The 21,252-nt window shown below is 62.9% G+C and carries 21 protein-coding genes; 7 read left to right on the forward strand and 14 right to left on the reverse strand.

The genetic code is table 11. The features are described 5' to 3' along the window. Window positions 1–92: 92 nt before the first annotated feature. Window positions 93–1,202 (reverse strand): chorismate synthase, encoded by a 1,110-nt coding sequence (gene aroC, locus NMG70_RS03465; RefSeq protein ID WP_254023216.1) that lies wholly within the window; start codon window positions 1,200–1,202, stop codon window positions 93–95. Window positions 1,203–1,495: 293 nt separating this feature from the next. On the opposite strand from aroC, the gene NMG70_RS03470 reads away from it, so the two are divergent. Next, on the forward strand, window positions 1,496–1,759 hold the full coding sequence (locus NMG70_RS03470; RefSeq protein ID WP_254018887.1) for a DUF1344 domain-containing protein: 264 nt from the start codon (window positions 1,496–1,498) through the stop codon (window positions 1,757–1,759). A 2-nt stretch (window positions 1,760–1,761) separates the two neighbouring features. Here NMG70_RS03470 and NMG70_RS03475 read toward each other — a convergent pair whose 3' ends face one another. The 5 genes from NMG70_RS03475 to NMG70_RS03495 all read right to left on the reverse strand — a co-directional run bounded on the left by NMG70_RS03475 (window position 1,762) and on the right by NMG70_RS03495 (window position 5,078). Then, a complete protein-coding gene (locus tag NMG70_RS03475; protein ID WP_254023217.1) occupies window positions 1,762–1,968 on the reverse strand; it encodes a helix-turn-helix transcriptional regulator in 207 nt (68 codons plus the stop codon). A 1-nt stretch (window position 1,969) separates the two neighbouring features. Continuing rightward, window positions 1,970–2,557: a histidine phosphatase family protein gene (locus NMG70_RS03480; RefSeq protein ID WP_254023218.1), complete on the reverse strand. Its 588-nt coding sequence runs from the start codon at window positions 2,555–2,557 to the stop codon at window positions 1,970–1,972. A 61-nt stretch (window positions 2,558–2,618) separates the two neighbouring features. Next, the gene (gene fabI, locus NMG70_RS03485; protein ID WP_254023219.1) at window positions 2,619–3,437 is read right to left on the reverse strand and encodes an enoyl-ACP reductase FabI; all 819 of its coding nucleotides are present in this window, start codon (window positions 3,435–3,437) and stop codon (window positions 2,619–2,621) included. A gap of 144 nt (window positions 3,438–3,581) precedes the next feature. After that, window positions 3,582–4,502 carry a DnaJ C-terminal domain-containing protein gene (locus NMG70_RS03490; RefSeq protein WP_254023220.1) on the reverse strand — a complete coding sequence of 307 codons (921 nt, stop codon included), beginning with the start codon at window positions 4,500–4,502 and terminating at the stop codon, window positions 3,582–3,584. 99 nt (window positions 4,503–4,601) lie between these two features. After that, window positions 4,602–5,078, reverse strand: coding sequence for an RT0821/Lpp0805 family surface protein (locus tag NMG70_RS03495; RefSeq protein WP_254023221.1), 477 nt, complete (start codon window positions 5,076–5,078; stop codon window positions 4,602–4,604). A 41-nt stretch (window positions 5,079–5,119) separates the two neighbouring features. Here NMG70_RS03495 and pdxH point away from each other — a divergent pair, with 41 nt between their 5' ends. Continuing rightward, window positions 5,120–5,737 carry a pyridoxamine 5'-phosphate oxidase gene (gene pdxH / locus NMG70_RS03500; RefSeq protein ID WP_254023222.1) on the forward strand — a complete coding sequence of 206 codons (618 nt, stop codon included), beginning with the start codon at window positions 5,120–5,122 and terminating at the stop codon, window positions 5,735–5,737. A gap of 212 nt (window positions 5,738–5,949) precedes the next feature. On the opposite strand, the gene NMG70_RS03505 is transcribed toward pdxH, so the two are convergent. Further along, window positions 5,950–6,702: a crotonase/enoyl-CoA hydratase family protein gene (locus NMG70_RS03505; protein ID WP_254023223.1), complete on the reverse strand. Its 753-nt coding sequence runs from the start codon at window positions 6,700–6,702 to the stop codon at window positions 5,950–5,952. A 44-nt stretch (window positions 6,703–6,746) separates the two neighbouring features. After that, window positions 6,747–8,516 carry an acyl-CoA dehydrogenase family protein gene (locus NMG70_RS03510; RefSeq protein WP_254023224.1) on the reverse strand — a complete coding sequence of 590 codons (1,770 nt, stop codon included), beginning with the start codon at window positions 8,514–8,516 and terminating at the stop codon, window positions 6,747–6,749. Window positions 8,517–8,726: 210 nt separating this feature from the next. Between NMG70_RS03510 and NMG70_RS03515 the strand changes: the two genes are divergently transcribed. After that, a complete protein-coding gene (locus NMG70_RS03515; RefSeq protein ID WP_254023225.1) occupies window positions 8,727–8,957 on the forward strand; it encodes a hypothetical protein in 231 nt (76 codons plus the stop codon). A 175-nt stretch (window positions 8,958–9,132) separates the two neighbouring features. Further along, window positions 9,133–10,224: a glycoside hydrolase family 25 protein gene (locus tag NMG70_RS03520; RefSeq protein WP_436798344.1), complete on the forward strand. Its 1,092-nt coding sequence runs from the start codon at window positions 9,133–9,135 to the stop codon at window positions 10,222–10,224. 24 nt (window positions 10,225–10,248) lie between these two features. On the opposite strand, the gene purD is transcribed toward NMG70_RS03520, so the two are convergent. After that, the gene (purD, locus tag NMG70_RS03525; protein ID WP_254023227.1) at window positions 10,249–11,526 is read right to left on the reverse strand and encodes a phosphoribosylamine--glycine ligase; all 1,278 of its coding nucleotides are present in this window, start codon (window positions 11,524–11,526) and stop codon (window positions 10,249–10,251) included. Between the two features lie 162 nt (window positions 11,527–11,688). Between purD and ubiA the strand changes: the two genes are divergently transcribed. Then, entirely contained in the window at window positions 11,689–12,672 is a 984-nt protein-coding gene (gene ubiA / locus NMG70_RS03530; protein ID WP_254023260.1) for a 4-hydroxybenzoate octaprenyltransferase, read from the forward strand. 181 nt (window positions 12,673–12,853) lie between these two features. Here ubiA and NMG70_RS03535 read toward each other — a convergent pair whose 3' ends face one another. The 3 genes from NMG70_RS03535 to NMG70_RS03545 all read right to left on the reverse strand — a co-directional run bounded on the left by NMG70_RS03535 (window position 12,854) and on the right by NMG70_RS03545 (window position 16,016). Continuing rightward, entirely contained in the window at window positions 12,854–13,420 is a 567-nt protein-coding gene (locus NMG70_RS03535; RefSeq protein ID WP_254023228.1) for a DUF6101 family protein, read from the reverse strand. A 184-nt stretch (window positions 13,421–13,604) separates the two neighbouring features. Further along, entirely contained in the window at window positions 13,605–15,035 is a 1,431-nt protein-coding gene (locus NMG70_RS03540; protein ID WP_254023229.1) for an FAD-binding oxidoreductase, read from the reverse strand. An 18-nt stretch (window positions 15,036–15,053) separates the two neighbouring features. After that, entirely contained in the window at window positions 15,054–16,016 is a 963-nt protein-coding gene (locus NMG70_RS03545; RefSeq protein ID WP_254023230.1) for an L-threonylcarbamoyladenylate synthase, read from the reverse strand. A gap of 176 nt (window positions 16,017–16,192) precedes the next feature. Here NMG70_RS03545 and NMG70_RS03550 point away from each other — a divergent pair, with 176 nt between their 5' ends. Further along, window positions 16,193–16,639, forward strand: coding sequence for a hypothetical protein (locus tag NMG70_RS03550; protein WP_254023231.1), 447 nt, complete (start codon window positions 16,193–16,195; stop codon window positions 16,637–16,639). 41 nt (window positions 16,640–16,680) lie between these two features. Here the strand turns inward: NMG70_RS03550 and glyS are convergent, their stop codons facing one another. Both glyS and NMG70_RS03560 read right to left on the reverse strand, forming a co-directional pair. Then, on the reverse strand, window positions 16,681–19,116 hold the full coding sequence (gene glyS / locus NMG70_RS03555; RefSeq protein ID WP_254023232.1) for a glycine--tRNA ligase subunit beta: 2,436 nt from the start codon (window positions 19,114–19,116) through the stop codon (window positions 16,681–16,683). Window positions 19,117–19,548: 432 nt separating this feature from the next. Continuing rightward, window positions 19,549–20,469, reverse strand: a complete 921-nt coding sequence (locus NMG70_RS03560) for a glycine--tRNA ligase subunit alpha (protein WP_254023261.1) — start codon at window positions 20,467–20,469, stop codon at window positions 19,549–19,551. 195 nt (window positions 20,470–20,664) lie between these two features. Here NMG70_RS03560 and NMG70_RS03565 point away from each other — a divergent pair, with 195 nt between their 5' ends. Continuing rightward, window positions 20,665–21,135 (forward strand): NmrA family NAD(P)-binding protein, encoded by a 471-nt coding sequence (locus NMG70_RS03565; protein WP_254023233.1) that lies wholly within the window; start codon window positions 20,665–20,667, stop codon window positions 21,133–21,135. Window positions 21,136–21,252: the final 117 nt, after the last annotated feature.

Raw genomic sequence — 21,252 nt, forward strand, 5'->3', positions numbered from 1 at the left:
CTCGCTTTGCTCGCGGGAGTAGGGGAGTAGGGGAGTAGGGGAGTAGGGAAAGGAAAAATTGGCTGTCTCGGCGGGCAGCGTAACATACTCCCCTACTCCCCTACTCCCTTCCCCGTCTGTCCCCGATGACGCAAATAGTGATCGGCGATCGCGCAGGCAACCATCGCCTCGCCGATCGGCACGGCGCGGATGCCGACGCACGGATCGTGGCGGCCCTTGGTCATGATCTCGACGTCATTGCCGTCCTTGTCGATCGACTTTCGCGGGGTCAGGATCGACGAGGTCGGCTTGACGGCGAAGCGCGCGACAATCGCCTGGCCGGTCGAGATTCCGCCGAGGATGCCACCCGCATTGTTGGACAGGAAGACCGGTTTGCCGTCATTGCCCATTCGCATCTCGTCGGCATTTTCTTCGCCGGTGATGCGGGCGGCCTCGAAGCCGTTGCCGATCTCGACACCCTTGACGGCATTGATCGACATCAAGCCCGAGGCAATGTCCTGGTCGAGCTTGGCGTAAATTGGCGCGCCCAGGCCTGCCGGAACGCCGTCGGCGACGATCTCAATTACCGCGCCGACCGAGGAACCCGCCTTGCGGATGCCGTCAAGATACGCAGCGAAGACGCCGACCGATGCCGGATCGGGCGTGAAGAATGGATTTTCGGCGTCGCCAACGAAATTCCAGTTCCAGTTGGCGCGGTCGATCGACTTTTCCCCCATCGACACCAGCGCGCCACGCACGATCATGCCGGGCACGACCTTGCGGGCCAAGGCTCCGGCCGCCACCCGCGCCGCCGTCTCGCGGGCCGAAGAACGGCCGCCACCGCGATGATCGCGCAGGCCGTATTTGGTGTCGTAGGTATAATCGGCATGTCCCGGCCGGTACTGGCGGGCGATCTCGCCATAGTCCTTGGAGCGCTGGTCGACGTTCTCGATCACCATCGACACCGGCGTGCCGGTGGTGATCATGGTTTCGCCGTCCTCATCCAGGATGAAGCCTGACAGGATCTTGACCTCGTCGGGTTCGCGACGCTGCGTCACAAAACGCGATTGACCCGGGCGGCGCTTGTCGAGCTCGGCCTGGATTTCGGCGCGCGTGAAGCGGATGCCGGGCGGACAGCCGTCGACCACGCAGCCGAGCGCTACGCCATGGCTTTCGCCCCAGGTGGTGACGCGGAAAAGATGGCCAAACGTATTGTGAGACATGAAAGCCAGCCCTGCCGGCATTCGAGCCGGCTTAGCGCATGACCCCGAAAACCGGAGCGATTTTCGGGAAGGATCATGCGCAAAAATCAAACGTGCCACAACGTCGTTTCTGTGTCAGGACGCGCGGCACCGTAACTGCGTTCTATTGGCGTTTTCCGCAGTGGTCAAACTGTGATCTGGCGGATTTAGTTTTGACACATTCGGTTGGTTTCTGCTTCCCTCGACCCGTCTGTTGAACACCGTCTGTTGAACACCCGCCGCCACTGAGCCGGCGCAATGATAAGAGGACGATGATGCGTATCCTGATCGGCGCCGTTGCCGCGACTTTGCTGATTTCCACCGCCGCTTTTGCCGGCCAAACCGAAGGCCTGATCAAGGAGATCGACAAGGACACATTGACGCTGACACTCGACGACGGCAAATCCTACAAGCTGAACGCCGAAACCGATCTCGAAGCGCTGAAACCCGGCATGGACATCGTGATCGCTTACGACGAGGCAAACGGCGAGAACATCATCACCGACATGCAATTGCCGGACAGCGATTCAACCGAATAGAGTCATGCAGTTTGGGCGGTGCTGGCTATTCTCGCGAGCAACGCGACCAGTTCGGGCTGGCGATGGGTCTCGGTTTTGGCGAAGACGGCTTTCAGGTGATTCCTGGCGGTTTCGTAAGTGACTCCCAAGTCATCCGCGACGGCCTTCAACTCTGCGCCCAATGAAACCCGGCGAGCCAGTCTCGCCTCGGCAGCGGTCAGCCCGCTCACCTCAGAGCCACTCCAGGCGTCGGCCCTCCAGTCTGAGCAAGCGATCGTGCGGCACATTCAGGTTTGCGGCTTCTTTCTCGGGCATTCCCAGCACCATGCGGAACAGGGCGCGCACGACGCCGCCATGGGTCACGCAGACTGTCTGGCGGTCCAGCGCGTCGAACCACGGCTTTACCCGTTCGAGCAGCATTTGATAGCTTTCGGCGCCCTCACCGGGCGGCAGGAAATTCCACTTGTCGAGGCGCCGCTCCCTGGCCGAGCCGAGATGCCGGGCCTCGAGTTCGGGAAAGGTGAAACCCTGCCAGTCGCCGAAACTCATTTCGACGAGACGCGGATCGGTGCGGTAAGCCTGGGGATCGAGCCCCATCGCCATGCGAATGCATTCCATGGTCTCACGCGTTCGCCGCATCGGGCTGGCGACAAAATCGAAGTCTTCGGGGTTATGAACGAATTCGGCCAGCCGATGGCCATTGCGGGTCGCCTGCTCGCGGCCGAGCGGGTTGAGATCGGTGTCGGCCTGTCCTTGCAGCCGGGACTCGGCGTTCCACACCGTCTGGCCATGGCGCGCGATGTAGACGAGCGGATACATTAGGTCATCCGGAGAGCGGTCGAGGGCAGGCTGGAGGCGGGAGAGTATATTCGAGGCGGGTCTATTCCTTGACGGTCGAAATATCAGGCGCGTCGACCGCCTTCATGCCGACGACATGGTAGCCGGAATCGACATGGTGGATCTCGCCGGTGACGCCGCGTGAAAGGTTTGAAAGGAAATAGACCGCTGAATCGCCGACCTCCTCTTGCGTCACCGTCTGCTTTAGCGGCGAATTGTATTCGTTCCACTTCAAGATGTAGCGAAAATCGCCGATGCCGGAGGCTGCCAGCGTCTTAATCGGACCGGCGGAGATGGCGTTGACGCGGATTTTCTTGGCGCCAAGGTCGACGGCCAGATAGCGCACGCTGGCTTCGAGCGCTGCCTTGGCAACACCCATGACGTTGTAGTGCGGCATCACTTTTTCCGCACCGTAATAAGTCAACGTCAGCAGCGAGCCGCCATCGGTCATCAGCGCCTCGGCGCGCTTGGCGATGGTGGTGAAGGAAAACACCGAAATGTCCATCGTGCGCAGGAAATTGTCGCGCGTCGTCTCGACATAGCGGCCTGTCAGCTCGTCCTTGTCGGAAAAGGCAATGGCGTGGACGAGGAAATCGAGCTTGCCCCAATGCTTGGCGACGTCGTCGAAGACCGCATCGAGCGTTGTCGGATCGGTCACATCGCAATGGCCGGCGACATGGGCGTTGAGTTCCGCCGCCAGCGGCTCGACGCGCTTCTTGAACGCCTCGCCCTGATAGGTCAGCGCGATCTCGGCGCCGTGGTCGACGCAGGCCTTGGCTATGCCATAGGCGATCGACCGATTGTTCGCGACGCCCAGGACAAGCCCGCGCTTGCCGGCCATAATGCCTTGTCCACCCGCCATGTGAGCGCTCTCCGCAAGATTTGCTGCTTCGTGAAGTGGCTATCGCACAGGCACAGGGCCCCTTCAAGCGTTCAAAACGGACGGGTGAGAGACAAGAGCGTTTGCGCGCGGCGCGCTTTGACGCGCCAAGCTGAGAAATCCGGGCTAGCGTCTGCGGTTGCGCATCAACGCTTCGAGATCGCTGTCGCCACTCTCAGGCAGCATCAGCCGCACATGCGCGTAGAGATCGCCGTGACCGCCGACTTTTTCCGGCAGGCCCCTGCCCTTCAGCCGCAGGACCTTGTCCGAGCTGGACCAGGCGGGAACATTGACTGCAACCTTGCCGGTCGGCGTTTCGACCGCCACCTTGGCACCCAGCACCGCATCCGCCAGCGCAACCGGCAGGTCGGCATGGAGGTCGCGGCCTTCGACACGGTAGCGCGGATGCCGCCGGAAGCGGATCTTGACCAGCGCATCGCCCGGTTGACCCGGCCCTTGCTCGCCCTGGCCTTTCAGTCGGATGGTCTGGCCATCCTCGACATAGGCTGGCAGCTTGACGGCGACCTTGCGCCCGTCTGGGAACATCGCCGTTACCTTCTCAGCAGTCGCCGCTTCCTCGATGGTGATGTCGAGCGCCACGTTCAGGTCGGCGCCGGACGGCGCCTGCCGGCCGGCGCCCATGCCGGCGCCGCGAGAGAAGGTCTCGCCGAAAATCTGGCTGAAGATGTCGCTGCTGCCGTCGAACGGATCGCCGCTCGGAAGGCTTGAGCGAAATTCAAAACGCGAGCCGCCCGGCCCTTGCTGCCTGCGAAAACCGGCGAACGGATCGCCGCCGCCAGCGGCGCCCTCAAAGCCTTGAAAGCGCGGCTTGCCCTCGGCATCGATCTCGCCGCGATCGAAAGCCGCACGGTTCTTCTCGTCGCCGACGATCTCGTAAGCCTGGTTGGCCGCGGCAAACCGCTCCTTCGCTTTGGGATCCGGATTCTGGTCCGGATGATACTCCTTGGCGAGTTTGCGGTATGCCGTTTTTATATCCTTGGCCGATGCGTTCTTGGCAACGCCCAGCACCTCATAGGGGTCGCGCATGCTTCCTGTCCTGGGGAAGGAGTGAGTCCACGATTGCCATCTATATGCGCTCGCATAGGAAGAAATTCCAGTAGCTTACGGTCATATGATGGCGGAAAATCAGAGCGCTTTGAAGTCCTGCATCCGCCAGGCGCCGGCGCCGGCCAGGCACACCTCGCCCTTGAACAGGGCGACGCCGTCGAAGCTTTCGCGTGAGGCGGTGAAGCGGCGGCAAAGCTGGCCGTTGTCCCTGGACTCCGCCAGTTCGGTGATCGAGCCGCGCGAACCGGTATCGGAATTCGCCCAGGGAACGGCCTGCCCGCCAAGTTCCTGGACATCGGCTGAAGACACCGCGTTGCGGATCGTCGCCTGGTCCGAGGCGCGATCCTGGTCGATCGGCAAGGCAGAGGCAGGCGTGCTGCTGGTGAGGATCGTACGGTCGACCTCCGCCTGCTCCAAACTGAAGCCGCCGGCACCGCAGGCGGCAAGCGGCAAGGCGACCAGCACGATCGCTGCGGCCTTGACCGCAACCTGCGCGTTGGCCGAAGCAATAAGGCTCCATTGCCTGCTGTCAAAAAGTTGCGCGATGCGCGACAATCGGCAATCTCCCCCGGCCGGCAATAGAATTTGGAAAAACTATGAGCGAAACTGGGTTAACAAGCGGTGACTTTGCCGAGGCTGCCGAGCCATTCCGCCTGTTTGCCGCATGGCTCGAGGACGCGATCAAGAGTGAGATCAACGATCCCAACAGCGTGGCGCTGGCGACCGTCGATGCCGAGGGCATGCCGAACGTGCGGATGGTGCTGCTCAAGGGGTTCGATGAAAGCGGATTTGTGTTCTATACGAATTTCGAGAGCGCCAAAGGCCGCGAGATTCTTGGCAGCATGAAGGCGGCGATGTGCTTTCACTGGAAATCGCTGCGCCGGCAGGTGCGCGCGCGCGGGCCGGTGGAGATCGTAACCGAGGCGGAAGCGGACGCCTACTACGCGACGCGTCCGCGCGGCAGCCGCATCGGCGCTTGGGCGTCGAAACAATCGCGGCCGCTGGAGAGCCGCTTTGCACTGGAAAAAGCCGTCGCCGAATACACGGCGCGCCATGCGATCGGCGAGATCCCACGGCCGAAACACTGGTCGGGTTTCCGCATCGTGCCGCAGACGATCGAGTTCTGGCACGACCGGCCTTTCCGGCTGCACGACCGCATTGTTTTCTCGCGCAACGCTGAGGGCGGCTGGGACAAGACAAGGCTTTATCCCTGAGCGGGGGGTCCCTTAAGCAGCTTCACCAAGGAGCCTGAGCAATCCTTGCCGAACCACCTTGGTTCACCAATAATCATAGTGAACCCCAAATCATAGTGAACCCCAAATGAAGGTTATATTCATGACGGCCTTTACCGTGCGCTTCCCGGACCGTTGGGACAGGGAGACGAAGCGATGATTTGGGGACGCGGCTAGGCGTGCGGTAGCGCCAGCTATCCCTTCTTCCTGGTCATGAAGGCCGTCAGCGCAGCGCGGGCTTCGTCGGATTTGAGCCGCGCGCGGAAATACTCGCTTTCCTGGCTGATGCGGTCAACGAGGTCTTCACGCGAGCCGCGCATCAGGTTACGCGCGATCTTCAGCGCTTGCGGCGGCTTGGCTGCAACCTGCCCGGCAACGGCGAGCACGGCGGATTCGAGTTCGTTCTCCTCGACCACCGCGTAGATCAGTCCGGCGGACTTCGCCCGCTCGGCCGACAATCCTTCGCCGAGGCCAAGCAGCGCGAAGGCGCCCTGCCGGCCGAGAATCTGCGGCGCAAGCAGGCTCGACCCCGCCTCGGGGACCAGGCCGAGATCGACGAAGGGCGTGCGGAACACTGTGCGCGGCGTGGCGAAGGTCAGGTCGCAATGCAGGTTGAGCGTGGTGCCGATGCCGACCGCAATGCCGTCGACGCCGGAAACCATCGGTTTTTCCGCCCTGGCCAGCGCCATCAGGAAATCCCAGACTTCGGTGCCGCCCTCGCCGCCGGTGGCGACGACCATGAAATCGGCGAGGTCGTTGCCCGACGAGAAGGCGCCTGAAACACCGAGGAAGACATGGACGCGGATCGCCGGATCGGCGTCGCCCTCGGCAAGGGCTTTGGACATTTTCGCATACATGGCGCGCGTCAAGGCGTTCTTCTTGTCCGGACGGTTCATGCGGATGATCTGGATGGCGCCCTGGCGCTCGACGAGGATGTGGTCTGTCACGGGTGATCCTTTGTGAACGTCGTGAAACGTCAACCTGGTGGCTGTCAGGCAGAAATCAGTGTCTTGCCGGCAGCGGCAAGGCTGTCGGCGCCGCCAATGACGCGCTCCTTCAGCGCGCCCGCCTCGCCAAGCAGGTTTTCGGCGAAGAAGCGGCAAACGGCGATGCGGCTTTGGTCGGCAAGCGCGCCGCGCGCCAGATAGGTTCCGCCCGCCGCAAGCGAGATCAGCCTCAGGTAAGGCGTCGCGCCGGCCAGCGCCGCGTCCGAGCGGCCGTCGGCGAGCAGCCTTTGCAGGAAGCGCGTCGCCTGGCTGAGATCGTCGAGCGCCTGGTCGAGGCCGTCGGCGGTGCGGCCAAAACCTTGAAGGTTCGAGGTCCGCGCTTGATTGGCGACGGCTTTCAGTTCGGCGATGTAACCATGCACATGCTCGCCGCCGCCAAGCGGCAGCTTGCGCGCCACCAGGTCTATCGCCTGGATGCCATTGGTGCCTTCGTAGATCGGCGCGATGCGCGCGTCGCGATAAAGTGCTGCCGCACCCGTCTCCTCGATGTATCCCATGCCGCCATGAACCTGCAGCCCGAGCGAGGCGACCTCGACACCGACATCGGTGGAGAAGGCCTTGGCCAGCGGCGTCAGCAGATTGGCGCGCTCCTGCCAATGGATGGCTTCATCGCCGACGGATACGCGCGCGTGGTCAATGGCATGCGCGCAGGAGTAGCTGATGGCGCGCGCAATCTGGGTCAGCGCCTTCATGGTCAGGAGATTGCGCTGCACGTCGGGGTGATGGACGATCAGCGCCATGCCGTTGCCATTATAGCTCGCGGCGTTGCCTTGCCGGCGGTCATTGGCGTAGGCGAGCGCCTTCTGCGTGGCCGTTTCGGCGACCGCAACGCCCTGCATGCCGACGGCGAGCCGCGCATTGTTCATCATGGTGAACATGCAGGCGAGGCCCTTGTTTTCCTCGCCGATCAGCCAGCCGATCGCGCCGGGGGCGGTCCCTTCGAAACCGTCGCCATAGATCATGGTGCAGGTCGGCGAGGCGTGGATGCCCAATTTGTGCTCCAGCCCGAAGCAGAAGACGTCGTTGCGGGCGCCAAGCGCGCCATCGTCGCCGACAAGGAATTTCGGCACCAGGAACAGCGAAAGGCCACGCGTGCCGGCCGGCGCGTCCGGCAGCCGCGCCAGCACCAGGTGGATGATGTTGTCGGTGAAATCGTGCTCGCCATAGGTTATGAAAATCTTCTGGCCGAAAATGCGATAGGTGCCGTCCCCGGCCGGCTCGGCGCGGGCGCGCAAGGCATTCAGATCCGAGCCCGCCTGCGGCTCGGTCAGGTTCATCGTGCCCATCCATTCGCCTGAGACGAGCTTTTCCAGGTATTTGGCCTTCAGCGCCGGTGAGGCATGCTTGTCGAGCGCTTCGACCGCGCCCATGGTCAGCGTCGGGCCGATACCGAAGGCCATGGCGGCGGAGTTCCACATTTCGAGCGCGGCGACGCCCAGCATGGTCGGCAGCGCCTGGCCGCCGAACTCCTCCGGCGCTGACAGCGCGTTCCAGCCGCCGTCGATCCAGCGGCGATAAAGTTCCTTCCAGCCGGGCGGCGTGGTGACGTCAGCGCCGCTCAGCACCGCGCCTTGTTCATCGCCGATCTTGTAGAGCGGCGCGACCTCTTCGCTGGCAAAGCGGCCGGCTTCCGCCAGAATTGCGTCGACGAGGTCTTCGCCAAGGTCGCCAAAGGTGCCGGCGTCAAGCGCCGGCTTCAGGCCCGCCACATGCTTCAGTGTGAAGGTGATGTCCTCGACTGGTGCCCGGTACATGCCGCTCGCTCCTCCTCTGTTCGGCAGGCCAACTTAAGATCCGTGCCGGCACAAAACCATCCGCTTTCGGGCCGCCTCTCCCGCCTTCTTTTTACGTAAACGTCAAATTTTGTCACGCGGATTTTGCAATTGGAGCTGTTCACGCTAAAATCCGCAAACAGCCGGACAAGTTGACCGGCGACAGATCAAGAATACCGGATCGGACCGCCCGTGCTCGCCAGACCTGACGCCTATCGCTGCATCGAATGCGGCCTGCCCTACCGAGCGGCAGGTTTTTGGCACCATCGCGGCAAGATCGAGGATGGCGCCGCCTATTGGTCGGATCGCGGCATTCTGTGTTCGCCGCAATGCTCGCTGGCCTATCACCGCAAGCGCCAGGCTGAGGGAACGCTGCCGCAAGCGCCGGCGCCCGACCCGTTCCAGCCGCTCGCCCTGCGTTGATGACCAGCAAAGCCATCTCCGGGACGATTGCGGCGGTCGCCGCGGGCCGCCGAAAGCATTTCCTTAACCATGGCGGTTCAGGATCAGGCTTTGGCCAGCAAGGATATGCTGTTTGAAGCTGCCGGCGCACCCTCTTCGCCGCCCAGGACTCCTCGCCGTCGCGACCGCGATGACAATGGCGTTGGCGCCGGCACAAGCCTCGGACTTCTCCGAGCCCTGGAAGAATACCGACCGGGCGCTGGTGATCGACGCCTACGAATACAATCCCATCGATTGGACGGAGCTTGCCACCGACAAGCGCATCGTCGGCTTCATCAACAAGGCGTCCGACGGGATGCCGCCAGCATATTTCTGTTTCGGCGACGAGACCGCGACGCGACTCTGCAAGGCGCTGTGGAAGCGCCATGCGGTGGCACAGGAACTGTTTCAGACGCGCAAGGTGGTGGCCAAGGCGCTCGGCCTGAAATGGGGCGCTTATCACCTCGCCCGACCCGGCAACCCAGTGGGACAGGCCAATAATTTCATCAATTTCGCGAAACCTGGTCCGGACGACCTGCTTGCCCTCGACATCGAGGATGACGACCCGACGAAATGGATGTCGCTCGAGGATGCAGAGGAATTCGTCCGCCATGTGCATCGGCGGATTGGCCGTTTTCCGGTGCTTTATACTAACGGCAAGACTGCCAAGCACATCGCCGACAACAAGTACAAGTACCGGCTGCTGTCGCGGCTGCCGCTCTGGTATGCGCGCTACAAGCCCGACATCGGCGTGCATTTTCCGATGGGCAACTGGCAAGCCTACGCACTCTGGCAGTTTTCGGCAAAAGCCAATTGCGGCCGGTTCCGCTGCCCCTACCGGGTCGCAGGTACGCCAAACGACATCGATGTCAATGTCGCACCGATGGATGCCGCCGCGTTGCGCGCGCAATGGCCGTTCGGCGGCCTGATCGACGCGCAGCCGGACTACCTCGCCTCGATACCGCTGCCTCTCTCGCGGGCAGCCGGCCTTGCGGGCAATGTCACCCTTACCTATGCGACCGTGGCGCCGCCGCCGAGCTTCACCGAAATGGTCGCTATGTTCAGCGCGGGCTGGTCCAAGTTCCGCGGCAGCTTGCAAATGCCTGCCGTAGGGACAGTGCTGCGTCGCCGGATCGCCGACTATGTGGCGTGGCTGCGAAAGGAAAAGCCCTCCGCATCGGCCGTTGAAGCCGCGCCCACCGATCCGGTCAGCACTGCGTCGACCGAGTTGGATCGTAGCCCCCGCTAATCTTGCCCCCGCTAATCTTGTACGTCAGCGCGCCTGCTCGCGGGACACGGCCTGCCAGCCGATGTCGCGGCGGCAAAAACCTTGCGGCCAATCGATCCGGTCGAGCGCCGCGTAGGCTCGTCGCTGCGCCTCGCCGACCGTGCCGCCGGTCGCCGTGACACCGAGCACACGGCCGCCATTGGCGACCAGCGCGCCGCTGTCGATGGCGGTGCCGGCATGAAAGATCTCGACGCCATCGCCCGCGGCCTGTTCGACGCCGCGGATGACCGAGCCCTTTTCCGGCGTGCCGGGGTAACCCTTGGCCGCCATCACCACGGTGAGCGCCGCCTCGTTGCGCCAGCGCACTGAGGTATGCGCAAGCTGGCCGTCGGCGGCAGCGTTGAGCAGGACCAGGAGATCGTCCTTCAGCCGCATCATCAGCACCTGGCATTCCGGATCGCCGAAACGGGTGTTGTACTCGATCAGCTTCGGCCCCTCGCCTGATATCATCAGCCCGGCAAACAGCACGCCCGAGAACGGCGCTCCAAGTTCGGCCATGCCGCGCATGGTCGGCTCGACGATCTCGCGCATGGTGCGGTCGATCATCTCCGGCGTCATCACCGGGGCCGGCGAATAGGCCCCCATGCCGCCGGTGTTCGGGCCGACGTCGCCGTCACTGAGGCGCTTGTGGTCCTGCGCGGTGCCGAATGGCAACGCGGTGACGCCGTCGCACAGGCAAAAGAAGCTCGCCTCCTCGCCGGTGAGAAACTCCTCGACCACCACCTCCGCGCCGGCCTGTCCGAAGGACCCGTCGAAACAGGCATCGAGTGCTGCAAGCGCCTCGGCCAAATTCATGGCGACGGTAACGCCCTTGCCGGCGGCGAGGCCGTCGGCCTTGATGACGATCGGCGCGCCCGTCTTTTCGACATAGGCCCTGGCAGACGCCAGATCGCCGAAACGACCATAGGCGGCGGTCGGGATGGCATAATTCGCGCAGAGATCCTTGGTGAAGCCTTTCGAGCCTTCCAGCCGCGCCGCCGCCCTGGACGGGCCGAAGACGCGAATGTTTTCAGCGCGAAGGTCGTTGGCAATGCCGGCGACCAGCGGCCCTTCCGGCCCGACCACGACGAGGTCGATCTTTTTCTCCGTGCAGAACCGGGCCACCGCCGCATGATCGGCAATGTCGAGCGTCACCAGCTCGGCTTCGCGGCCGATGCCCGGATTGCCGGGAGCCGCGTAAAGCTTCGTCAGCAGCGGCGAGGCCGCGATCTTCCAGGCCAAGGCATGTTCGCGGCCGCCGGAGCCGATCAACAAAACACGCATGCCCAGATTCCTTGCCAATCCACGATCAGGACTGCGCTATTGCGCCCCGTACGATGGGTCAAGACATTTGGAAGACTTTGAGCGCAATTCCACACGGGAACGGGGAATGGTTCGGCCCGCTTGACGCTTGACGGCGTCGGCCGCTGCTGCCACTTCAGCACGATGGAACCCATCCAGTCGAAAGCAGCCCAGGGCCGCGTCGCCGATGCGCCGAGCGGCCACTGGGTCTACCGCATTCTGCCACGCCTGACATGGCCCTATGCGCAGCTTGCCCGGTGGGACCGGCCGATCGGCTGGCAGTTGCTGCTGTGGCCGTGCTGGTGGTCGGCAGCCCTTGCCGCGAGTGCCTATCCACGCCCTACTGATCCCCTGCTCACGCTACTGCCGGCGCCATGGTATCTCGTGCTGTTCCTGATCGGCGCCGTCGTCATGCGCGGCGCCGGCTGCACCTACAACGACTTGGTCGACCAGGACATCGACAACCAGGTGGAACGCACGCGCTCGCGGCCGCTGCCGGCGGGAAAGGTCACGCGCCGGCAGGCTTGGGCGTTTCTCGTGATCCAGGCACTGGTTGGACTCGCTGTGCTTGTGCAGTTCAACAGCTTTGCCGTCCTGCTCGGCATCTGCTCGCTCGCCGTCGTCGCCATCTACCCGTTCATGAAGCGGTACACCAACTGGCCGCAACTGGTTCTCGGCCTTGCTTTTTCCTGGGGTGCGCTGATGGGATGGGCGGTCGAGTTCGGCAATCTCGATGGCCCGCCTGTCATGCTCTATCTCGGCTCGATCCTGTGGGTGATCGGCTACGACACGATCTATGCGCATCAGGACAAGGAAGACGACGCCATCGTCGGCGTGCGCTCGACCGCACGCTTGTTCGGCGACAGCACCAAGACCTGGCTCGTCGGGCTTTATGGCGGAGCGCTGGTCTGCTTCGCCATCGCCTTCGCGGCAGCCCAGGCGCCGGTGCCGGCGCTGGCCGGGCTGGTCGCCGCCGGCGCCCATATGGCGCGCCAGGTCACCGTGCTCGACATCGACGACCCGGACCAGTGCATGCTTCTGTTCAGGTCGAACAACCAGGTCGGCTGGCTGATCTTCCTCGGCCTGATCGGCGGTGCGTTATGGGTGGCGCTGAAGCCGCTGGTATAGGGTATGTCGATATTCAGGTGATGCCGGCCTGCAAACGGCGGCTTCCTGCGCTTCCGGTGCTCACGTACGAAAAGTACGCTCCGCTCCGGTTCTCGGAAGCCACCATTTTCGGCTCGGCCTGACCTGGATCTCAACACACCCTAAGCGCGTCACGTTTCAACGGATTTTTGCGCGACATGCACTATTCGCGCGAAATGATTTCCTGGCCGCCGATCACCAGCCTGAGGCCGAGGTCGCCGGCCCTGCGGCGGACGAGGAAGCGCGGACGACGCTTGGTCGAAAGCCGACCCCTGCGGCGGTCCTGCGCCGGCAATGTCTTGATGGCGGCGCCAAGCGATTCCTCCAGGCTGCGGGCGATGCCGTCGGATTCGATCAGAAGCATCGGCAGACGGTAGGCATCAGCCCAGGCGCGCCAGTCGGCGGCGACATCCTCGAGATCGTCGGCCACCAGCAGCGGCACCGACAGCATCGGATCGTTGTGCAGAAGCTCCAGCGTCACCGTGACATTGCCGTCCGGATCCTCCATTGCGCGGGCTGCCACCCCACGAAACGCATTGGCGGGCAGAGCGATAAACGCCGGCAGGCCGCTCATCTCCAGCACGCGGCGAATGACGGCGCCACGATGGTCGATGGTGAAGGTAACGTCGCCATAGTCGTCGCGCGTCGCGTAGCTCACCACCTGCGGCAGGCGGAATGGGTCGAGGCGCATATTGCGCCCGGCCCAGACTGGCTTCAGTCCAGTGTTCATATCGTGCCTTTCCTGTCTCTCCTGAGAGCCGGTTTTCCGGTTCTCCGGGCCGGTTTTTCCAGCCTCGTTGTGGGGAAACATTAGCGCGGGCTTCTTGTCGCGGCGCTTAAGAAAGTCGGTTAAATTTTGCTGATCTCGAGAGGATGGTTATCGGAATGCGACCATTCACAAGACGGCGAAAGGATCAGATAACCTTACCGGGATTCATGATGCCGGCCGGATCGAAGGCCGTCTTCACCCTGCGCATCAGCTCGATCGCCATCGGCGGCGCTGTCGCGATCAATTCATCCCGCTTCAGCTGGCCAATGCCGTGCTCAGCCGAGATCGAGCCGTGAAGGCGGCGCACCACATCGTGCACGGCCTTGTTCATGACGTGATAGAGCCCGAGAAACGCTTCGTCATCGCCGCCGATCGGCCGGGAGATGTTGTAGTGGAGATTGCCGTCGCCCATGTGGCCGAAACACACCTCGCGCGCACCGGGGCTGACCGATTGAATGGCGCCGGCTGCCTTTTCGATGAATTGCGGGATGGCCGCCACCGGCACAGAGATGTCGTGCTTGATCGAGGCGCCTTCGGGCTTCTGCGCCTCGGGCAGCAGCTCGCGGAAATTCCAGAACGCATCGCCCTGCGCGATGCTCGCCGCAATCACTGCATCGCCGACGATCTCCTGCTCGAGGCAGACTGAGAGCACCTCCTCGATCAGGGCCCTCGCATCCTCCACCGAGCGGCCCGAAGAGATCTGCATCAGCACATACCATGGCCAATCCCCGGACAGCGGCCGCACGACGCCAGGCGCGTGCAAAAGCGTAAAATCGTAGGGCCTCTGGCCGATCAGCTCGAAAGCAGTGAGCGCAGCACCGGCGCGATCCATCGCCAGGCTGAACAGGGACAGTGCCGCCTCAGGTGACGACAGGCCGGCAAAGGCCACCTCGCGCCCCTTGGGCTTTGGGAAAAGCTTGAGCACGGCGGCGGTGATGACGCCGAGCGTGCCTTCCGCGCCGATGAACAGGTTCTTCAGATCGTAACCGGTGTTGTCCTTCTTCAGCTTGCGCAGATCGTCGAACACCTCGCCGGTCGGCAGCACCACCTCGACGCCGAGGCACAGCTCACGCGCATTGCCATAGGCGAGTACGCCGGTGCCGCCGGCATTGGAAGAGAGATTGCCGCCGATCTGGCAGGAGCCTTGCGCGGCAAGCGACAGCGGAAACAGCCGGTCGGCGGCATCGGCCGCTTCCTGCAGCGTCTGCAGGATGACACCGGCCTCGACGGTGACCGTGTTGGACAGGACGTCGATCTCGCGGATGCGGTTCAGCCGCGACAGCGACAGCACGATCTGGCGGCCGGACGTGTCCGGCACCTGCGCACCGACCAGCCCGGTGTTGCCGCTTTGCGGCACGATCGGCGTTCCCGTCTCGGTCGCCAGCCGCATGATGCGGCTGACCTCGTCGACGCTGCCGGGCCTCAGCACCAGCGCCGTCCGGCCATGCCACAGGCCGCGTCTCTCCGTGAGGTAAGGCGCGATATCCTGCTGGTCGCGAAGCGCATATTTGTCGCCGACGATTGCCGCAAAGCGGTCGATGAGGGCGGGGTCGATATCCCCTGAGATGTCGTTCATGGATGGAAACTATGGTGCTCAATCGATCTTGTCACGAGGGGCAGCGGCGCGCGAAAGTCGGTCGTTGATCGCCTCGCCCAGTCCGTCGGAGGGGATCGGCTCGACGGCTATCGTCTTGGCGCCGCTGCGATCGAGATCCTGCATATGGGCAAAGAGGTTGCTTGCTGCCTCGCGCAGGTCGCCGGTCTCTGACAGGTTGCGCAAGGCGGCAGCGCCTTGCCAGCCTCCGGCGCGGCGCGGGCCGAATGCCAGCAAGGCTTCGCCCTTTGCGACTTTTGCGGCGTTGACCCGCACCGCAGCACCAGGCGCGTAATGCGAGGCGAGCATGCCCGGCGCCTCGATGCCCGCCGCACCGCGCGACAGCTTCACGCCGGCGGCCGCTTCGATCTCTTCGGCGGCAATGCCGCCCGGCCGCAGCAGCCGCAGCTTTCCGCCCTCTATCTTCACGATTGTCGATTCGAGCCCGACCGACGTCGCGCCGCCATCGATCACCAGCTTGATTTTTGAACCGAGATCGGCGACCACTGCCTCGGCCGTCGTTGCGCTGATCCTGCCTGAGGAATTGGCGCTGGGCGCTGCAAGCGGGCGTCCGAGCCTGGCGATCAGTTGGCCGCCAAAGCCTTTTGGCATGCGCAGCGCGATCGTATCGAGCCCGGCCGTGACCAGCGGATGAATGCCGTTGCCGGGCCGCTGCGGCAGCACCAGCGTCAGCGGTCCCGGCCAGAATGTCTGCGCCAGCCTTTTCGATACGGGATCGAACAGCGCGATGCGCTCAGCCATCGCCAGATCGGCGACATGGGCGATCAGCGGATTGAAGCGCGGCCGGCCCTTGACCTCGAAGATGCGCGCCACGCCAACGCCATTGGTGGCATCGGCCGCCAGCCCGTAGACGGTTTCGGTCGGAATGGCGACGACATCGCCGCCTTCGAGCAGCGCCAGCGCCCGCTCCATCGCCTCGCCGGCGGCAAGTATCTCAGCCACTCTCATCACCTTACAGATGCGGGACCATACAGATGTGGGTGCGTAATACGGTGACGCTCACGGGGCAAGTCCGGGCGGAAGCGAATTGCCAATCGATAAAATGCTGGCTTTCCTGGCAAGCCCGCATCAATTTCCGGACGGTATGGTGCCGGCTTATTGGGGCAACGGGAGCTATCATGGTCTGGGTGCGTATCCTGGGAGCGCTTGGTCTTACTCTGGCGGCGGGCACAGCACAGGCTTCGTCCTTCGTTGTTCCCGGTGCGCCATCCTCGACGCCGTCCGTCGTCAGGCTCGGCGCGCCTGAACCGGTGAAGGTGGCTTGGAGTTCCTCGACGCCATCGATCGTGGCGCTCGGCGAACCAGTGCCCGATGTCACCTATGAAAAAGTTTCTGCGATCCCGACCCAGACCAAGCCCAAGCATGATGTCATGCAAAGCCCGATGATCATTCGCGGCGGCATCGTCGGTGACGCCTTCACAAAGCCGGCTCCCAGCGCGGCATCTGCTGCCGCAGCGCCCGGGGCGGCCACCAAATCCGACAAAAAAATAACGGCAACGAACAGCCCGCCTGAGCCCGCAACACCGCAACCGACGCCCATCCCCGAGATCGACCAGGCCAGATAGAAGTTCGCGGCCAGGACGACGCTCGCCTAAATTGCCAAGCCTCAGCCGGCGATTTTCGAGAAATCCGCGACCTGGTCGGTCGCTGCCCGGATGCGCGCCAACAGTGCCAGGCGGTTGGCACGAACGGCCTGGTCCTCATCATTCACGAGAACGCGTTCAAAGAATGAATCAGCCGGTTCACGCAACGCGCTAAGCGCCAGCATGGCGGCGGAAAAGTCTTCGTTTTCAATCGCTTCGCCGGCTTCCTTCTCGGCCTGATTCACCGCGGCAAACAGCGATTTCTCGGCCTCTTCTCGGAATAGAGCCGGCTCAACATTTTCGGCGATCGTCGTTTTCTTCTTCTCTTCGGCGGCCAGAATGTTGGCCGCGCGCTTGGTGCCGGCAAGCAGGTTGCTGCCGTCCTCGGTGTCGAGGAAGGTGCCAAGGGCCAGGACGCGGCGGACGATTTGAAGGAGGTCGTCGTTGGATGATTGGCCGATCTCCCCCCTCGTGGGGGAGATGCCCGGCAGGGCAGAGGGGGGCGCCGTGCGTGGGTCGGCGACCCCCTCTGTCGCCTGCGGCGACATCTCCCCCTCAAGGGGGGAGATCGGGCGCGAGCCTGCCGCCAACACCGCATCGATCAAATCATGCCGCGCGCCCTGGTCGCGCAAATAGACTTTTAGGCGGTCGTGGAAGAAGGCGAGGAGATCGGAGCGGGTGGCGGTCATCCGGCCAAAACTGTGACGCACCTCGTCTCGTTGCGCCTGCTCATTTCTCTCGAACCATTCGTCAAGCGACGCCCGATCCGAAAGCGCACTCAGCTTAGCTATCTCACGAAGGGCGGCTCTCAAGTTTTCTTGTCTTTGAAAAAACAGGTCGTTCGCAACCCAAATCCAAGCCTCAGCTAGGGCATTGCTGAGCGAGAGTTTAATGGAGTTTTCGAGAAGGAGCCTTATCACCCCCAGCGCTGCCCTTCGAAGCGCGAACGGATCTTTGCTGCCTGTGGGCTTCTCATCAATAATCCAGAAGCCGACGAGAGTATCAAGCTTGTCAGCAAGCGCGGCGGTTATCGAAACCAAATTGGTCGGCACGCGATCGGATGGGCCTTGCGGCTTGTAATGCTCCTCGATAGCCGCAGCGACGCTGACGTGCTCGCCCTGTAGCAGCGCATATTTATAACCCATAGCCCCCTGCAACTCAGGGAATTCGCCGACCACTTCGGTCGTAAGATCGGCTTTCGCCAGAACTACGGCGCGATCAACCAATTCTCTGTCTGCCGAAATCAGCCCTGATAAATGATGCGCGAGCAATCTGATCCGCTCCACCCGCTCGCCTTGCGTGCCGAGCTTCGCGTGGAAGGTGACGCCGAGATGATCGAGGCGGGCCATGCGCTGGTCGAGCGGCTTCTTCAGATCGAGCCCGAACTTTTCCGCCGATGCCTGCAACTGGTCGAGATCAGGCAGGTCGCCCTGGTCGGTCTTCCAGAAATAGAGCGCGTCGGAGAGGCGGGCGCGCACCACTTTGCCGTTGCCGTGGGCGATCTCCTTACCACCGTCGCTTGCTTCGATGTTGGCGGTCAGGATGAAGCGGTTGGAAAGCTCTTCACCGATGCCCTGCGGCCGCGTCACAAAACACTTCTGGTTGGCGCGGATGGTCAGCCGGATCACCTCGGACGGAATGGCGAGAAAGTCCTGCTCGAATTCGCCCATCAGCACGACAGGCCATTCAACCAGGCCCGACACTTCCTCGAGCAATCCCTCGTCGTCGACAAGGTCGAGCCCGTTGGCGAAGGCGAGATTCCTAGCGTCGGAAAGGATGATCTCCTTTCGCCGGTCGGCGTCGAGCACGACCTTCGCCGCCTCCAGCTTGGCGGCATAGTCGTCGAAACGGCGCACGGTGATCGCGCCCGGCGCGTGAAAACGGTGGCCGTAGGTGACGTTGCCCGATCGGATGCCGTCGATCTCGAAATCGACGACCACCGGCTCCTCGGTCTCAGGGCCGAAGGTGCAGAGGATGGATTGCAGGGGTCGCACCCAGCGCAAGGATCCCGGTTTCGCCGAGGCAAGCCCCCAGCGCATCGATTTCGGCCATGGAAAGCCGCGGATGATGCCCGGCACCAGTTCTGCGATGATTTCTTCCGCCGCCCGGCCCGGCTTCGCAATATGGGCGACATAGAAATCGCCCTTCTTCGGATCGGCATGGACATGCGCCTCGGCGATCGAAGAGAGACCGGCCTTGCGCAGAAAACCCTGGACCGCCTGTTCGGGCGCCTTGGTCGAGGGTCCCTTGATCTCCTCGCTAATGTCCTTCGAGCGCGCGGTCACGCCGCGAATGTCGAGCGCCAACCGGCGCGGCGTCCAATGTTCGCGCGCCGCCTCATAGGTTAGCCCAGCCTCGACCAAACCGTCCGTCATCATCTTCTTCAGGTCGCCCGCCGCCTTGCGCTGCATGCGCGCGGGAATCTCTTCCGAACGTAGTTCTAAAAGCAGGTCGGGCATAAATTGTGCTCACACGGCAAAATGGTCCAGGCGGCATAGCAACTCGGCTGGCCGCTGTCACCCTTCCCCTATGCAATCGGCCCCATCCAATCGGCCCCCATGCAATCGGCGCATCTCCCAATGATTTCCAGAAATATTCCGCTGCCTGTCGGCCCGAAGCGGGGTCATCCGTCCTTGGGTCAAAGATTTCCATGAACCGAACGCAGCGCTGAAGCGACCAACGCTCAGGCAGGGAACTATTGGCTGAACGACCATGAAGACGGCATCGACATTTCTCCAGATCCTCGCGCTCAGCGCCTGTTTCGCGGCGCAGGCTCATGGCACGTTCGCGATGCCTGGCGTTAGACAAGCGCTGCGGACAATGGCTGGCTCCAGCGGCCAAGGCGTATTGCCAATCAGCGCTTCAGTCGAAATCGCAAATAGCCTCTGGAGCTAAGCCGCCAGCCCGCCCGCCTGCGTCAGCAGAAACGCCTCGCCGCAGGCTTTCGCCAGGTTACGCACCCGCAAGATGTAGCTCTGCCGCTCAGTGACTGAAATCACGCCACGCGCGTCGAGCAGGTTGAAGACGTGGCTGGCCTTGATGCACTGGTCGTAGGCGGGAAACACCATCCGGTGCATCGCCAGATTGTCGTTTGAAGCTGGCGCGCCGGCGTCGAGCAGCGCCTTGCACTCGGCTTCGGCGTCCTCGAAATGCCGAAGCAGCATCGTGGTGTTGGCGAACTCGAAATTGTGCCGTGAATATTCCTGCTCGGCTTGCAGGAAGACTTCGCCATAGGTCACCTTGTCGGCGCCCTCGCGGCCGTTGAAGTTGAGGTCGTAGACATTGTCAACGCCCTGCACATACATGGCCAGCCGCTCCAGCCCGTAGGTGAGCTCGCCCGCCACCGGCGCGCATTCAATGCCGCAGACCTGCTGGAAATAGGTGAACTGCGACACTTCCATGCCGTCGCACCAGCACTCCCAGCCCAGCCCCCAGGCGCCGAGAGTCGGGCTTTCCCAGTCGTCCTCGACGAAGCGGATGTCATGCAGAAGCGGATCGACGCCGATGGCCGCCAGCGAGCCGAGATAAAGCTCCTGCAGATTAGGCGGGTTGGGCTTCAGGATCACCTGATACTGGTAATAGTGCTGCAGCCGGTTCGGATTCTCGCCGTAGCGCCCGTCCTTGGGCCGGCGCGAAGGCTGCACATAGGCCGCGTTCCAGCGCTTTGGCCCGAGCGCGCGCAGCGTCGTCGCCGGATGGAACGTGCCGGCGCCGACTTCCATGTCATAGGGCTGGAGAACGACGCAGCCATAGTCCGCCCAGTAATTATGCAAAGTCAGGATCAGCCCCTGGAACGAGCGGCTGGGATGCATATGGGCTGGGATGTCAATGGTCACGGCGGCCTCGACGGGAAAGGCGGGGATGCGGCCCTCCCTAGAGCGCCCACCGGCAAGCGTCAAGGCAAGGGGCCGGCCGCAGCCAGGGCAATCGGGTGAGTTAACGCGTGACATACGGCGCACGAGCTGAATCTGCGGGTCCCCAATTGATTCGGTAGGGAGATTCGGGGAATGGCTGCAGCGGACGAGGCGATCATTTTGCTGATTTGCCGGATCCACGGCAATGTAAAGGTCATTTATCCGCTGGACGAAATCCTGCTGCTCTCCTTGCTTGCGGTTGTGGCCGGGGCCGAAACCTTCACGGCAAACCTGGGCTGGCTCTTCATTGATCTGGACGTACGTTGCATTCACATGGGCGACATCACCGAACTCGGCGACATCGTGGCCGGTGCATTCGGACACCCGGATGAGGCAGGAAACGGCGAGCATCTGCCTTTGGTCGGTGATTTCATGTGCTTCAACGAAATCACCGAAACGTTGAATCGACAGGGACATAAGATTTCATTCAAACAAGTCCCCAAGGACGTCTTCGCTACGCTCTTTCCCGGGGCCGCCGAGGTGGCAGAGACGTTTAGCTACTTCGAAGCTCATACGTACCTGGTTCGAATTCGTTCGACGAAATTGCGCTCGCAAACAAAATAGCAGGCAGGCAGCGAGCAGGTTCGCGATGTGGGCTCAAGTGAATTTCCCGGCCCAAAAGACGGACGCCGAGAGCGGCGTGGCGGCCTGATCGTGGCCCTTCCTGGGAGCCAGAGATGA

The sequence above is a fragment of the Mesorhizobium ventifaucium genome, assembly GCF_935822925.1.
Lineage (GTDB): Bacteria > Pseudomonadota > Alphaproteobacteria > Rhizobiales > Rhizobiaceae > Mesorhizobium > Mesorhizobium ventifaucium.

What these genes read in the sequence shown, in the direction of transcription:
- aroC (WP_254023216.1), bottom strand. Translation starts at nt 1,202, where the DNA reads ATGTCTCACAATACGTTTGGCCATCTTTTCCGCGTCACCACCTGGGGC.
- NMG70_RS03470 (WP_254018887.1), top strand. Translation starts at nt 1,496, where the DNA reads ATGCGTATCCTGATCGGCGCCGTTGCCGCGACTTTGCTGATTTCCACC.
- NMG70_RS03480 (WP_254023218.1), bottom strand. Translation starts at nt 2,557, where the DNA reads ATGTATCCGCTCGTCTACATCGCGCGCCATGGCCAGACGGTGTGGAAC.
- fabI (WP_254023219.1), bottom strand. Translation starts at nt 3,437, where the DNA reads ATGGCGGGTGGACAAGGCATTATGGCCGGCAAGCGCGGGCTTGTCCTG.
- NMG70_RS03490 (WP_254023220.1), bottom strand. Translation starts at nt 4,502, where the DNA reads ATGCGCGACCCCTATGAGGTGCTGGGCGTTGCCAAGAACGCATCGGCC.
- pdxH (WP_254023222.1), top strand. Translation starts at nt 5,120, where the DNA reads ATGAGCGAAACTGGGTTAACAAGCGGTGACTTTGCCGAGGCTGCCGAG.
- NMG70_RS03510 (WP_254023224.1), bottom strand. Translation starts at nt 8,516, where the DNA reads ATGTACCGGGCACCAGTCGAGGACATCACCTTCACACTGAAGCATGTG.
- NMG70_RS03520 (WP_436798344.1), top strand. Translation starts at nt 9,133, where the DNA reads ATGGCGTTGGCGCCGGCACAAGCCTCGGACTTCTCCGAGCCCTGGAAG.
- purD (WP_254023227.1), bottom strand. Translation starts at nt 11,526, where the DNA reads ATGCGTGTTTTGTTGATCGGCTCCGGCGGCCGCGAACATGCCTTGGCC.
- ubiA (WP_254023260.1), top strand. Translation starts at nt 11,689, where the DNA reads ATGGAACCCATCCAGTCGAAAGCAGCCCAGGGCCGCGTCGCCGATGCG.
- NMG70_RS03535 (WP_254023228.1), bottom strand. Translation starts at nt 13,420, where the DNA reads ATGAACACTGGACTGAAGCCAGTCTGGGCCGGGCGCAATATGCGCCTC.
- NMG70_RS03540 (WP_254023229.1), bottom strand. Translation starts at nt 15,035, where the DNA reads ATGAACGACATCTCAGGGGATATCGACCCCGCCCTCATCGACCGCTTT.
- NMG70_RS03550 (WP_254023231.1), top strand. Translation starts at nt 16,193, where the DNA reads ATGGTCTGGGTGCGTATCCTGGGAGCGCTTGGTCTTACTCTGGCGGCG.
- glyS (WP_254023232.1), bottom strand. Translation starts at nt 19,116, where the DNA reads ATGCCCGACCTGCTTTTAGAACTACGTTCGGAAGAGATTCCCGCGCGC.
- NMG70_RS03560 (WP_254023261.1), bottom strand. Translation starts at nt 20,469, where the DNA reads ATGCATCCCAGCCGCTCGTTCCAGGGGCTGATCCTGACTTTGCATAAT.
- NMG70_RS03565 (WP_254023233.1), top strand. Translation starts at nt 20,665, where the DNA reads ATGGCTGCAGCGGACGAGGCGATCATTTTGCTGATTTGCCGGATCCAC.